The following is a 12,072-nucleotide window of genomic DNA, read 5'->3' as shown; positions in this document are numbered from 1 at the left end:
TCCGAAGTCAGCAATAGAGCGTTCTTCCGCAAGGTTTCTCAGATCCATTTCGCCACCCTTTGGAAGCAGGTGCCGGCGTGGGTTTTCAACGCCTAATACCATGATATGGTGCTTCGTGATATCATCTCGGTGTTTTAAGACCAGCGCGGCTTGCTCATCCGGGCCATGCTCAGAAGTCTCGGCCCGAGTTCTACCTTCCCGCCTGCAGCACCAGGCCGCGCACCTCCACCTGCTCGCCGGGGCGGAGCTTGAAGCAGAAACAGCCCTTCATGTCGGAAGAGGCTTTGCTGTTCTGCATCTGGGCGGAGGCTTCCTCGATGCGGGCGGTGTACTGGCCGTCCCTGCGGCCGAGGAGGACGGTGTGCCACTGGTTGTCCTGCGGCGGGTTCAGGCAGGTGAGTCGCTGGTTGGCACCGTCGGCGGCCTGGAGGTCGAAGGATTCGAGCTGCCCCCGGTACTCGGCTGAGAGGGTGAAGTCGCCGTCCAGCAGCGTGCCGCGATAGACGAGGATGGCGCGGGGCCAGCCGTCGTTGGTGGTATTGGTGGCGCTGAGCACACCGTCCTGGATCTGCACGGTCATCTTGCTCAGCGGGTGCTCCACCCAGCGGTTCTCGGCTTTGGACCAGCACCAGACCCGCCAGTCGGCGGCCTGCATGGGGATTTTGCGGGCCGTCATGGGTGCTGCTGCTGCCGCAGGGGCGGAGGGCGGCGGCACTGCTGCGGCCGGAGCGCTGGCCGCAGAGGGGCTCAGCTCGCGGATCTTGAGGTTTCGGTAGGCTACCTCCGCGCCGTGATCCTGCAGGGCGATGGCGGTGGCGCGCTTCACGCCCACGCCGGGGTAGTACTTGTACTTGCTGCTGGCGATGATGCGCTGCAGCTCGGGGCTGCCTAGCTCGCACTCCGCGACTTTGCGGCCATTGAGCCAGTGCTTCACATGATTGCCATTCACCACGATGCGGCCTTGATTGAACTCGCCCACAGGGCGCAGCGTTTTGCCTGCTGGCGTGACCAGCGAGTAGATGGAGGCGGCGAGCCGGTCGGCCGCGTTGTTCGCATGCGGGGCATCATCCAGCACCTGATACTCAAAGCCCACCGGGCTGTCGCCGGTGTCTCCGGGATAAAAGCTGGCCGTGCGTTTTTCGCCTTCGGTGAAAAGGTACTCCACACCGCTGTTGCCCGCAGGACCCACGCGCCACTCGAATTCAAATTCGAAGTTTGTGAACATCGCGTTCGTCACGAGATCGCCGCCATGGCCGTTTGGGCGACCGTTGCCCGCAGGCAGTAGCAGGCAGCCGTTTTGAATTTTCCAGGACCCGGCGGTCACTGACTTCTTGCCATAGGTATGCCAGCCTGCGGTGCTATGCCCGTCAAAGAGGAGCTTCCATCCTGCTGACTGCTCCTGAGGTGAGAGAGTGTTGGGCACTTCGGCGGGTGCCGCCATGGTGTGAATGCCAACTGCGGCGGCCACAGCAGCCAGCCAGTGAAGGAGGAGAAGAGATCGGTGCATGGCGAGTGTCGCAGGCTGAATCAAAGCGGGATGTGCGGTGGAAGGCAAGCCCGCAGCCAGGGGGGGGACCGCATTACAAAACAGAGGAAAGAGTATCGCAATGCGATGTAAGGGTTGCATCATCCTGACTCAAATGTTGATTGAGAGCCATGAAGCGCACCAACCCCGCCTCCATCGTTCTTGGTATTTGCACGCTGCTGTCTGTTTCCTGCGGCACTGTGCCGGATGCAAACGGCACCTACAACGGCAAGCCGGTGCTCACTCGCGCCAGCCACCCTTCAGGCGGTTCGATGCGTGAGGTGAAAGGCGGCACCTATCTCGGCCGCCGCTACTTCACGCCGCCCGGTTCCAAGAGCGGTCTGCAGTGGATCGATGTCTATGGGCAGTAAGCAGCCTGCGGCACGAGCATGATCGCGAAAGGATCATCAGGCCGCTGCGAATGAAAACCGATGAGTTTTGTCATTGGTTGTTCGCACGGAAAAAGTGCTGACAAGACGGCTGATTTTTTGCAAAATAGCGACACGCAAGTCACGAAAAAGGAAATCAGCCGTCATGAAATTCGTCACACGCACTCCGCTTCTGGTCACGGCAGCTCTGCTTGGCTTTGCTGCAGTGTCACCTGCGGCAGATCCCGGGGAAAGCTACCAGCGCGCTCATGCGCTCTGCGATGCCGGCCTGAAGGAAGTGCAGGCAGGTCATCCTGATGTGGCTGTGGGCAAGCTGAGAGCGGCTCAGGCGCTCATTCAAAAGATCAGCCAGAGCCAGCCTCAATGGCAGCCCGCCTTGGTGGCCTACAGGCTGCAAAAAATCGAAAACCTGCTCAAGGAGCTCGACCCATCCCCTGCCCTGTCGCAGGAAGTTTTGCCGGCCCCTCAGACGACGGCTGTCTCTCCAGAGACGGATGACTGAGCCTGCGCTCACCCCTCGCTCCAACGGATGTTCCGCCGCACGCCCACATTGTGAAAATGACTGTCGGCATCCTGGATATAGCCTTCTTTGTCGATGCGCAGGCCTTCGGCTTTGAGCTGGTGTCGTTGTTTGAGTGACGACTCAGGAGGCATGTTCGGGCTGATGCGCGCATTCGCCGCCACCACGCGGTGCCAGGGCAGCGTGGCGGATTCCTCGGGTGTGAGGCGGCTCAGCACCGTGGCCACATGGCGGGCGATGACGTTCATGTGGATGGCGATGCTGCCATAGGTGGTGAACTTGCCAGCGGGGATCAAGGCGACCAGACGAATGACCTCCGCACGGATGCGGGCGAAGGCGACGGATTTTCCACGGGTGGCCATGAGTGTGGAGGATGCGCAGCGCGCGTGCCTTGTCGAGGTGGCGCATGCGGAGGAGTGATGGCTGCTTCCATAAATGGCTGGGAAATGTCATGGCGACGGAGTGGGTGCGGCGCATGATCGCGTGCGCCATGCTAAGTCCTCTTGCTCATCACAAACGTCTGGAACGCGTCGAACTGGAACCCGGTCTGACCGCATTCCGCTGTCCTGAAACCGGCGGGCACTGGATCCCGGCGGAAAGCTACTGGCGCTGGCGCAGCAAGCTGCCTGCGACGGAGGTAGCCGAGGAAAGCCCGGCAGCGGAGGCGGTGCCCGTGAGCGAGTTTGATGATGTGGTCAAACTCTGCCCGGAGTCTGGCACGGTGATGACGCGCTATCGCGTGGGCCACGGGCAGCCGTTTCGTGTGGAGCGCTCGCATACGGGCGGCATCTGGCTGGACGGTGGTGAGTGGGAGGCGCTGTGCGGCGGGCACCTGCAAAAATCCATCCACCTGATCTTCACGGCACCGTGGCAGAAGGCCGTGAGGCAGCAGGAGCTCAATGCCATGCAGCTGGCACAGCTTCAGGAGCGGCTCGGTGCCGAGCTGCTGGAGAAGCTTCAGGCGCTGCGCCAGGAACTCTCAGAGCATCCGCAGCGGTCCGCTGCGCTGGCGTTTCTGAATGCGCAGCCGTAAGCGGCCTGGATGAATAAAAAGGACGGAAGGACGTTCAACTCCATGGAGCAACACTCCGTTTACATCATGAAAGCACTTCTCAGTCTCATCGCTGCGGCCAGTGTGCTGGGTGCCGTGGTTCCTCTTTCTGCGCAGGCCATTCCGCCCGTTCTCCCCATGGGAGTGCAGCCCTGCCCCGGTGAGCGCCGCATCGTGAGCTACCTGACCAATGGCACACCGGTGTGGGCGGTGTATCAGGCGATCGGGTATGACGCCATGGGCTACCCGATTTACCAGTGGGTCACCCTGCCCACCAGCACCTATGTGAGGCCTTACTGCGGTGGTCACGTTTACGGTGGCTACCGCTACCCCAGCTACTCCTACCGTGCGCCTGCGTACGTGACACCGCATTTTGGCGGCCATGTGAGCCCTCCGATGCATCACGGCGGCGGTGTGCACATCGGGCACAGCGGTGGTGGTCATCACGGAGGCGGGCACCATCGGTGATGCAGGTCCGGCACTTGGAGGGACTTCCTGCTTGGGGCGCTCAATGCGCCGCCGCAGGCAGCAGATCCAGTTTGCGCATGGAGGCAAAAAGTTGTTTGCCAAAAGCCTGCAGCCAGGCCGCGTCCACCTTGCGGGTGGAGGCAGGCAGCTTCACGGTCTGCCCCAGGGGCGGCACATGAATGAAGATCACCAGCTTCAGCGCTTCGGGGTGCTGTTTCTGCGCATGCAGCAGGGAGTAGAGCATCTCCTCGCACAAGTAGCGCCCGGCGTTTTCTGACACGTGGGTGGGGAATCCTGCCTGAGTCAGGGCTTCGGCCAGACCGTCCAGCCGGGCCTGCTGGCGCAGCTCCGGTTCGGCATCTTTGACGATCTCCGGAGTCATGGGCTTCATGCCATGGTTGTCGGGGTACCGGCCGCGGAGGTTGTGCGCCACGATCTCGATCTGAAACTCCGGCGTGCCTTCACCGAAGGCGATCCATACGTTGGGCTGAGGGCTCACGCCATTGATGGATTCCAGCGGTGCCCCCCAGAGCACAGGCACCTTCAGGCTGCGCACATCCTGCGGAAAGGCCTTGGCGAGTTCCTGAGCCAGCACCCAGGAGGCGTTTTCACTGCGGCCGCCGAAAGCCTCAAAACCGCTGACCAGGATGTCCGGTGTCTGTGCCCGGAGAGGGTGGCCCGGCAGGCAGAATGCCGCGAGCAAAAGCAGTTTGCGTAGGGTCTTCATGGCACATGCATGTTGCTGATTTGAAACATCCCGCTGTCACTAGGCTTGCTGGGGAAATACCAGGTGCCAGAGAGCAGGCTGGAACCCGGCGGCAGCGAGCCGCTGTAGTTCACCGGCGGCTCCTTGGACTGACGGTAGGTTTTGGTGAACTTCAGGCGGGTAAAGCCGGCATCACTCTCGCAGGTGCCGGTGATGTCCGCCCACACAAAGCCGTCCTGCAGCGTGCCGAAGCCGGTGTAGCTTTCCCTGACGACTCCCCTGATCCTGCTGGAGCCGCGCGCCTGCTTCAGGGAGATCTCAAAGGGGACCGTCTTTCCGGCCAGCTTATGGTAGGCACTGCCATAAGTGTAAGATCCCTGGTAGATGCCCTGCACATAGGGGGCGGGGGCTGCCGAAAGCCCGCCGTGGCCCGCAGGCAGCGAGCACGCTGCCAGTGCAGTCAGCACCATCGCCTGCAGCAACCAGGCCTGCCAGCGTTGAAAGATGCTCAAGATGGCCGGGCACGGAGTCTTCATATCAGGCGCGCAGTCTGCGCGAAAAGCGCCGGCGCTGTCAATCAGCATAAGCCCTATCTTGTGTTTGAACGAAGGAAGGGGAGGCTTCCATTTGGCCCAGCCAGCCGCAGTTCATCCTTCAGAGCCACGCAGGGTGCCGTGCGCGAAAGCCCTCGTAGGAACGGCTGCTCAGCCGCCAGCGCGGGCCCTCTCCAGGGCGTGAGCCAGACGTGTCAAAACGCAGGCCGCAGACCTGCATGAAAACGTGGTGGCCAGGTTTGACGTAGAGCGTGATGTAGCTACCAAGCCCGGGCCACGCGTAATTCGCAAAAGCCGTGGAGCTGAGCGGCCTGTCCAGCAGCCTGGCACGATAGAGCACATGCGAGATGGAGCCGGAGCAGTCGAAGCCGTTGTCGTAGAGAAACCGGTGGCCTCCTCCCAGCTTGTAGGGTTTGCCCACCAGGTCATTGGCTGCCGCCACCAGCTGATGGATCACGAGGGGGTGGCTCTGGTGCGCGTAGGCGTAGAGGCCGTTGAAGTAGAGTGGCACGATTGCAGGAGGCGCCATGTAGTAGCCCATACCTCCTCCAATCGTGCCCAGGGCACCCCACATACCCAGTTTCATCCAGCGCCTGCGCCCGAACAGCTGCCGCACACATTCGGCTTCGGGCGTGTCACTCAGAGATTCTGGTATGGGGGTGTCATCCTCTTGGTGGTCCACGCAGGAAAGGTATAGGAAGAGTCTGAAATTATCTTCTAAATAGCCATTCAGAATACTGTCAGATCTACCTTAGAGGCTTAAGAAAATTAATCGAATTGCATTCAGTGATTTAGCAGGGGGTGGGTACGGAATCAGGCTCGGCCCATGAGGCTTTCTGCAGCAACTTGCGGGAGGTCGGCCGGTTGAACTCATCCGATGAACACCACATCCACCGCGCAAAAGAGCAGGTCTCTTTGGTTCCTGTTCACGCTGCCCCTGCTGCTCTGGCTTTTCGTGCTGCTGCTTTCCACGGGCTTCAACTGGCTTGTCAAGCACCTGACTCCGTACGTGGTGTTTGGGGTGATGACGCTCTGTCCGCTGGCGGCCGCGTGGCTGGGCTGGCGCATGCTGAGGCAAAACACTTCGCGGCGGCTGGCGCGGGTGGCGCTCCTGGGCGGCAGCCTTCTGTTTGTGGCCTTCCTCATCTACCCAGGCATTCCGCTGGTGAAAAAATGGACGGCCCCCAGGACTGCCAAAAACCCCGGCCAGCCGAGCAGCCTCCCGCCGCTGACAGGGCTGCCGGTTTTTCCTGGCGCGGAAGGTTTCGGCACCCGCACTCCGGCAGGTCGCGGTGGCAAGGTGCTCGAAGTCACCTCTCTGGCAGACCACGGGCCCGGCACGTTGCGCGCGGCTCTGGCAGAGAGGGGGCCGCGTATCATCGTGTTTCGCGTGGCAGGCACCATCGAGCTTGAAAGCCCGCTCATTGTCACCGAACCTTTTCTCACCGTTGCAGGCCAGACGGCACCAGGAGATGGTATTTGCCTCAAAAACACGGGGCTGACCGTCGCCACGCATGATGTGCTTATCCAGCACCTGCGCATACGGCCCGGCAGCGAAGGCCGGATCGAGCCCGACGACAATGACGCCCTGACTCTGCTAGGCACGCATGGCAAAATCGCCGACGGTGCACACCACATCGTGATCGACCACGTCTCCGCAAGCTGGAGCGAGGACGAGGCTGTGAACACCTGGTTCGGCGCGCATGACATCACCTTCAGCTGGTGCATTGTCAGCGAGGCGCTGGATCAAAGCCGCCACCACAAAGGACGTCATAGCGCGGGGCTGCTGATCGGAGACGGCTGCGACCACGTCACGGTGCATCACACGCTCATGGCGCACAATGGCTTCCGCAATCCCCTCATCTCCGCCGGGGGCACGCATGACATCATCAACAACGTCATCTATGACTTCGGCAACCTTGCGGGAGAGGTTTTCGACACGGACTCGAACTCCTTCGTGAATTTTGTGGGCAATGTCTTCAAGCCGGGCCGTTCCACCGAGTCCGGCTTGTACGAGATCATCGTGAACTCCAGCGGCGTGCCTAAGATCTACGTTGAGGGCAACCGCGGTCCGCACCGTCCGCAGGCCGAGGGCGATGAGTGGTCGCTGGTGAGCTACAAGTTTGACCAGAAAACCGCGCCTGAGCAGTACCGTGCCGCCCGGCGGTTTGCCACCTGGCCGGTCACCACCACGGATGCCGAGGCCGCTTATGCCGGAGTGCTGGCACATGCTGGCGCCACACACCCGAAGCGCGATGCTGTGGATGCACGCGTCGTCAGCGAGGTGAAAAACGGCACGGGTTCGATGATCAACGCGCCTTCACAAGTGGGCGGGCACCCCCACCTCGCGGGTGGTGCCGCTCCTGCCGACTCGGATCACGACGGCATGCCCGATGCCTGGGAGCAGGCGCATGGCCTTGATGCCCGAAACCCCGCCGATGGCAGTGCGGACGCGGATCAGGATGGCTACACGAATCTGGAGGAGTACCTGCATGCGCTGACGGAGTGACGCAGGCCCGTGGCGAGGCACAAAAAAGCCGCCGCCCTGTGAGGAGCGGCGGCCGGGCAGTCAGCGGCTTGTTCAGCCTCAGGCTTTCTTGGCCTCTTTCTTCTTCGCAGCAGGCTTCTGTCGCTCTGGCGGGGAGAGGGGCTCTTCTACCGGGGCGGGTGCCATGGGGATGAGCGGGAAAGGATTGGCCTGCGGCTCCATGGCGTACTCGCGGTCCTTGAGGATACCAGGCTGTGGCACGGGATATTTGCCATTGGCATCCGCGATGATCGGCGCAGGGCCGTCCATCGTGAGCTTGTCCACGCCGGGGGAGAACTCGAAGGGGCTGTTGATGTAGTCGTCGTAGCGGATGACCTGGCCGGTGTGGGCGGCGGCGCGGCCCATGGCGGTGGTGACGCTGGATTTCACACCACGTTCCACTTCGTTGTAGGGCTTGTCAGCCACGATGGCGGCGATGAGGTCCTGCCACTCGAGGTCATACGGATTCGGCTCAGGCTGCTTGCCGCGCCAGATGATGTTGGAGCGCTGCATCTTCTGGCTGTTGAAGGTCATGGCCTTGGAGGGGAAGTGACCGGCGGTGGAGACGATGGCGCTGCCCTTGGTGCCGTGCACCTGGGTGGCAAACTGGTTGTGGGTGCCGATGGCAGTGCGGCCTTCCAGGAAGAGCTTGGCGCCGTCCTTGAAGGTGTACTCGCAGCTGTAGTGGTCGAAGTTCTGGTCGATGTAGTCACCGCGGTCGCTGCGGCCGCCGCTGGCCTGCACTTCCACCGGCCAGTCGTTTTTCATCCAGCAGGCTTCGTCGATGTTATGAATGTTGAAGTCGCTGAAGCCGCCGCCGCTGGCCCACAGGAAGCTGTGGAAGCGCTGGATCTGCCACTGCAGCTCGTTGGTGTCCACCTTGGGGTCGCGTGGCAGGGTGAAGGCGGAGCCGATGGGGCCCTGCATGCGGTAGGCGCGCATCATCAGCAGGTCGCCGATCTCACCGTCCTGGATGCGGTTGAAGAGCTCGCCACGGACGCGGCAGTGGCGGCACATGAGGCCCACGCCCACCTTGAGGTTTTTCTTCTTGGCCTCTTCATTCAGCGCCAGGAGGCGGCGTGCGGTGGGGCCGTCGGTGCAGATCGGCTTTTCCATGAAGACGTTCACGCCTTTTTCGATGGCGTATTTGAAATGCACCCAGCGGAAGGCCACGGGAGTGGTGAAGATGGCCACGTCCCCTTTGCGCAGGGAGTCGATGGCGTGCTTGTAGGCGTCGAAGCCGATGAACTTGGAGTCTTCGGAGACGGACATGCGGTCAGGGTGCTTGGCGGTCAGCGCTTCAAAGCTGCCCTTGAGGCGTTTTTCAGACACGTCCGCCATGGCCACGAGGCGGGTCACACGCTGCTGGATGCCCATCGCATTGCTGGCGGCGCCAGTGCCACGGCCACCGCAGCCGATCAGGGCGGTGCGGATTTCATCGCTGCCAGCGGCATGCACGTGGGGCAGGCTGATGCCGGAGAGAACAGACAGGCCGGCGGCGGTCTTGGTGGTGGTCTTGAGAAATTCGCGGCGGGATGCAGCTGAAGGATCAGTGATAATGGTATTCATGTGGAGCACTTTTGTACGTTGCCTCGCGGGCAGAGTTTGCCAAAGAATCTTGCGACTCTTTGTTGTATTCCTCTTCTGCTCTCAGCGGGCGCCTTGGTCAAGCATGCCGCCACGCGCGGAGATTTCCGCAAACGCACGTGTCAGTGCGTTGTTCAGCTCGTGCAGCGTGGCCTGCTCCAGCTCGGGGTCGAGCGTTGCCGTCAGGGTCGGTGGCAGAATGATCGCCGGATGTGTGGGCGGGGCTGGCCTTGCGGCTGCTTCTGGCGGCAGCACGGCAGGCGGTGCATCAGCGGCGGCGTGCAGAGGCGCGGCCACAGGGGCCACCATCACAGCGCGAGGGGCCTGATAAAGCGTTGAGGTGGAAACCGTGTTCCTGGCGGGTTCTTTGGCAGGTGTGGCTGCACAGAGCTGCCGTAGGCTGGCGAGCTGGGCATCGAGCTGGTTGTTAAACCACTCACGGGTGCGCTGAATGTCTTGCACCAGAGAAGCCAGTTCATGGGCTAAGAGATCTCCTGAATGAGCAGGCAGTCCCGGAGAGGGCAAAGTGGCGTTGGTCGATGGGAGACTCATGCGGCACCAAATCTATTAAAATTTCCATAAACAATCAAGCTCTCTTCACTCTTAATTCCATGGAATTTCAAAATATCATGCTTTTCACAGCTTAAATTTTTTAGGATTAAATGCCGATTGAATATAACTTCAGGAATAACCATAAATCAACGTGCATTGCATGTCGCCTGCCTGGTTCTGATATCATCAGGCCGCCAGCTCCAGCACAGCGCGGCGCGCCTTCTCCACGCGTTTACGGCTTCTTCATTTTCTTCCCCTGCCCTGCGCGCTTCTGCACCAGCGGCCAGTCGGGGTCAGGTGTGCGGGAGGACTGCATCAGGGCGGCGGCTTTGGCCACGAGTTCTGGCTTCTCCTGGGAAAGATCATGCGCTTCTGCCGGATCTGACTTGAGATCATAGAGCTCGATGGGGCGCTCCGGGCCGTTGCGCACAGCCTTCCAGTCATCGAAACGCACGGCCTGCAGGGAGGCTGCTTCATGCAGCTCCCAGTAGAAGTGATCGCGCTGCGGTGCGGGGCCGCCTTTGAGAAAGGAGACCAGCGAGAGGCCGTCCGTCTTGCAGGCAGCGGGAATCTTTGCGCCGGCGAGTTCTGCAGCCGTGGGCAGGAAATCCCAAAAAGCCCAGGGTTCATCCGTCACACGCCCTGCGGGCACCTGGCCGGGCCAGCGTGCCAGCGCGGCCTGCCGCAGCGCACCATCATACAGGCCGCGCTTGTAACCACGCAGGCCGTTGGCGGCCTGCTCAAAGAGCCTGCCCATTTCCGACCCGGGATCAAAGGAGGAGCCGTTGTCCCCGGCGGTCATGACGAGCGTCTTGTCGTCGATGCCGCATTCCTTGAGTGTGTCCAGCAGCCGGCCCACATCGCTGTCCAGGCGGGTGACCATGGCGGCGTAGTTCTTCTGCTTCTCAGTCCAGGGCTTGTCCTTGTAGAGGCCCTGGTCGTTGATCTCAAAGTCTCCGTGCGGCAGCGTGATGGAGTAATAGAGGAAGAAGGGGCCGGACCTGTGCTCGCGGACCCAGCGCACCACTTCGTCGGAGATGAGCTGCTGCGCGTAGGTTTTGCCCACGCCTTTGCCGGTGTTTCCGGGCAGGTCAAAGCGCTGGTCGTCGTTGTAGAGGTAGGTGGGAAAGTAGCTGTGGGCGTGGCGCTGGCAGTTGTAGCCGTAGAAGTGGTCAAAGCCGAGCTTCAGCGGGCTGCCGGTGGTGTCGAACATGCCCATGCCCCACTTGCCCATGCAGGCGGTGGCATAGCCGGCGTCGTGCAAAATCTGCGCCACGGTGATCGTGCCAGCAGGCAGCGGCTTCTGGCCCTCTTTGCCGATCTCGCGGTTCGCGCGGATGGGGCAGTGGCCGGTGTGCAGTCCCGTCATCAGGCAGGAGCGCGAAGGGGCGCAGACGCTGGTGCCGCTGTAGCCCTGCAGGTAGCGGGTGCCTTCCCGGGCCATGCGGTCCAGGTGAGGTGTCTGGATCAGCTTCTGCCCGTAGCAGCCCAGGTCTCCCTGGGCCAGATCATCGCTGAGGATGAAGATGATGTTGGGCTGGCCTGCGGTGGCAGCGGAGAGAAGGCAGAGGGAAAGGAGCAGGACGATGGGTCGGATCATGGCATCATGGGAACGACGCCATCGCGGCAATGTTGCTGGCCTGCGGATCAGCGCACCTGGCAGACGGTCTTGGCCACTCCGTCAGCAAAGGCGCTGCTGATGGTGTTCATGTTGACGGTCAGGCCATACAGGCCGCCGATGGCAAAGGCTTTGCGCACGATGAACTCGCCCACGGGCACCCGCTTGGGCATCTGGTAAAGCGTCACCACGCCGTCCACGTGCATCTGTCCCATCCCTGGCATGGCGGTGCGCACCACGCCGTTGCCCTTGGTGTAGCGGGTGATGTTGACCACGATCTCGTAGCTGTGGCGAGATCCGCCGTTCGCCTGGGCCAGAGCTTGTACGTTCTGGGTGATCCTGTCGGCAAGCATCGCGCGTTCTTCGGCAGACATCCGGGCGTCGGTGGTGTTCACCACGGTGCTGACCCGGTCCCCCTGGCTGACGACCGCCGTGAGAGGGGTGACGTAAGTGGCGCGCGGAGTGCTGGTGGCGCAGCTCGAGAGTGCCAGCGCAGCAGCGATGATGGAAAGACGGCGGAGGATCTGGGGCATGTTCATGAGGTGATGGGCGTGGAGTGAGGCGGACGTGGCAAG

The 12,072-nt window shown here is 61.9% G+C and carries 14 protein-coding genes; 5 read left to right on the top strand and 9 right to left on the bottom strand.

All coding sequences use genetic code 11. From position 1 onward, the window contains the following. Positions 1-190: 190 nt before the first annotated feature. Positions 191-1,507, bottom strand: coding sequence for a 3-keto-disaccharide hydrolase (locus ACFQDI_RS23840; protein ID WP_377171756.1), 1,317 nt, complete (start codon positions 1,505-1,507; stop codon positions 191-193). A 149-nt stretch (positions 1,508-1,656) separates the two neighbouring features. Between ACFQDI_RS23840 and ACFQDI_RS23835 the strand changes: the two genes are divergently transcribed. Together ACFQDI_RS23835 and ACFQDI_RS23830 are read left to right on the top strand one after the other, a co-directional pair. After that, a complete protein-coding gene (locus tag ACFQDI_RS23835; protein ID WP_377171754.1) occupies positions 1,657-1,896 on the top strand; it encodes a hypothetical protein in 240 nt (79 codons plus the stop codon). 163 nt (positions 1,897-2,059) lie between these two features. Next, positions 2,060-2,416 carry a hypothetical protein gene (locus ACFQDI_RS23830; protein WP_377171752.1) on the top strand — a complete coding sequence of 119 codons (357 nt, stop codon included), beginning with the start codon at positions 2,060-2,062 and terminating at the stop codon, positions 2,414-2,416. 8 nt (positions 2,417-2,424) lie between these two features. Here ACFQDI_RS23830 and ACFQDI_RS23825 read toward each other — a convergent pair whose 3' ends face one another. Beyond that, complete coding sequence (locus ACFQDI_RS23825; protein ID WP_377171750.1) at positions 2,425-2,796, bottom strand: MGMT family protein; 372 nt, start codon at positions 2,794-2,796, stop codon at positions 2,425-2,427. A 128-nt stretch (positions 2,797-2,924) separates the two neighbouring features. On the opposite strand from ACFQDI_RS23825, the gene ACFQDI_RS23820 reads away from it, so the two are divergent. Together ACFQDI_RS23820 and ACFQDI_RS23815 are read left to right on the top strand one after the other, a co-directional pair. Continuing rightward, complete coding sequence (locus ACFQDI_RS23820) at positions 2,925-3,467, top strand: TFIIB-type zinc ribbon-containing protein (protein ID WP_377171748.1); 543 nt, start codon at positions 2,925-2,927, stop codon at positions 3,465-3,467. A 66-nt stretch (positions 3,468-3,533) separates the two neighbouring features. Next, on the top strand, positions 3,534-3,953 hold the full coding sequence (locus ACFQDI_RS23815) for a hypothetical protein (RefSeq protein ID WP_377171746.1): 420 nt from the start codon (positions 3,534-3,536) through the stop codon (positions 3,951-3,953). Positions 3,954-3,993: 40 nt separating this feature from the next. Here ACFQDI_RS23815 and ACFQDI_RS23810 read toward each other — a convergent pair whose 3' ends face one another. From ACFQDI_RS23810 to ACFQDI_RS23800, 3 genes are all read right to left on the bottom strand, one after another. Then, on the bottom strand, positions 3,994-4,680 hold the full coding sequence (locus ACFQDI_RS23810; protein WP_377171744.1) for a pyroglutamyl-peptidase I: 687 nt from the start codon (positions 4,678-4,680) through the stop codon (positions 3,994-3,996). Next, positions 4,677-5,195, bottom strand: coding sequence for a hypothetical protein (locus tag ACFQDI_RS23805; RefSeq protein WP_377171742.1), 519 nt, complete (start codon positions 5,193-5,195; stop codon positions 4,677-4,679). Before ACFQDI_RS23805 ends, ACFQDI_RS23810 begins: the two co-directional genes overlap by 4 nt. A 118-nt stretch (positions 5,196-5,313) precedes the next feature. Then, entirely contained in the window at positions 5,314-5,895 is a 582-nt protein-coding gene (locus ACFQDI_RS23800) for an NlpC/P60 family protein (RefSeq protein ID WP_377171740.1), read from the bottom strand. A gap of 195 nt (positions 5,896-6,090) precedes the next feature. On the opposite strand from ACFQDI_RS23800, the gene ACFQDI_RS23795 reads away from it, so the two are divergent. Continuing rightward, positions 6,091-7,722 (top strand): pectate lyase, encoded by a 1,632-nt coding sequence (locus tag ACFQDI_RS23795; RefSeq protein ID WP_377171738.1) that lies wholly within the window; start codon positions 6,091-6,093, stop codon positions 7,720-7,722. A 78-nt stretch (positions 7,723-7,800) separates the two neighbouring features. On the opposite strand, the gene ACFQDI_RS23790 is transcribed toward ACFQDI_RS23795, so the two are convergent. The 4 genes from ACFQDI_RS23790 to ACFQDI_RS23775 form a co-directional block, all read right to left on the bottom strand. Further along, on the bottom strand, positions 7,801-9,309 hold the full coding sequence (locus ACFQDI_RS23790; protein WP_377171736.1) for a Gfo/Idh/MocA family protein: 1,509 nt from the start codon (positions 9,307-9,309) through the stop codon (positions 7,801-7,803). 81 nt (positions 9,310-9,390) lie between these two features. Beyond that, positions 9,391-9,879, bottom strand: a complete 489-nt coding sequence (locus ACFQDI_RS23785) for a hypothetical protein (protein ID WP_377171734.1) — start codon at positions 9,877-9,879, stop codon at positions 9,391-9,393. A gap of 232 nt (positions 9,880-10,111) precedes the next feature. After that, entirely contained in the window at positions 10,112-11,479 is a 1,368-nt protein-coding gene (locus ACFQDI_RS23780; protein WP_377171732.1) for an arylsulfatase, read from the bottom strand. Between the two features lie 47 nt (positions 11,480-11,526). Then, positions 11,527-12,030: a hypothetical protein gene (locus ACFQDI_RS23775; RefSeq protein ID WP_377171730.1), complete on the bottom strand. Its 504-nt coding sequence runs from the start codon at positions 12,028-12,030 to the stop codon at positions 11,527-11,529. Between the last annotated feature and the right edge of the window lie 42 nt (positions 12,031-12,072).

The sequence above is a fragment of the Prosthecobacter fluviatilis genome (genome assembly GCF_042655725.1).
GTDB lineage: Bacteria > Verrucomicrobiota > Verrucomicrobiia > Verrucomicrobiales > Verrucomicrobiaceae > Prosthecobacter > Prosthecobacter fluviatilis.
This window is presented reverse-complemented; position numbering and strand designations above follow the sequence as displayed.

Bases quoted from the DNA above. Each gene is read 5' to 3' on its own strand.
- ACFQDI_RS23790 (WP_377171736.1), bottom strand. From the start codon at position 9,309: ATGAATACCATTATCACTGATCCTTCAGCTGCATCCCGCCGCGAATTT.
- ACFQDI_RS23820 (WP_377171748.1), top strand. From the start codon at position 2,925: ATGCTAAGTCCTCTTGCTCATCACAAACGTCTGGAACGCGTCGAACTG.
- ACFQDI_RS23805 (WP_377171742.1), bottom strand. From the start codon at position 5,195: ATGAAGACTCCGTGCCCGGCCATCTTGAGCATCTTTCAACGCTGGCAG.
- ACFQDI_RS23810 (WP_377171744.1), bottom strand. From the start codon at position 4,680: ATGAAGACCCTACGCAAACTGCTTTTGCTCGCGGCATTCTGCCTGCCG.
- ACFQDI_RS23835 (WP_377171754.1), top strand. From the start codon at position 1,657: ATGAAGCGCACCAACCCCGCCTCCATCGTTCTTGGTATTTGCACGCTG.
- ACFQDI_RS23780 (WP_377171732.1), bottom strand. From the start codon at position 11,479: ATGATCCGACCCATCGTCCTGCTCCTTTCCCTCTGCCTTCTCTCCGCT.
- ACFQDI_RS23815 (WP_377171746.1), top strand. From the start codon at position 3,534: ATGAAAGCACTTCTCAGTCTCATCGCTGCGGCCAGTGTGCTGGGTGCC.
- ACFQDI_RS23830 (WP_377171752.1), top strand. From the start codon at position 2,060: ATGAAATTCGTCACACGCACTCCGCTTCTGGTCACGGCAGCTCTGCTT.
- ACFQDI_RS23775 (WP_377171730.1), bottom strand. From the start codon at position 12,030: ATGCCCCAGATCCTCCGCCGTCTTTCCATCATCGCTGCTGCGCTGGCA.
- ACFQDI_RS23795 (WP_377171738.1), top strand. From the start codon at position 6,091: ATGAACACCACATCCACCGCGCAAAAGAGCAGGTCTCTTTGGTTCCTG.
- ACFQDI_RS23825 (WP_377171750.1), bottom strand. From the start codon at position 2,796: ATGGCCACCCGTGGAAAATCCGTCGCCTTCGCCCGCATCCGTGCGGAG.
- ACFQDI_RS23840 (WP_377171756.1), bottom strand. From the start codon at position 1,507: ATGCACCGATCTCTTCTCCTCCTTCACTGGCTGGCTGCTGTGGCCGCC.
- ACFQDI_RS23785 (WP_377171734.1), bottom strand. From the start codon at position 9,879: ATGAGTCTCCCATCGACCAACGCCACTTTGCCCTCTCCGGGACTGCCT.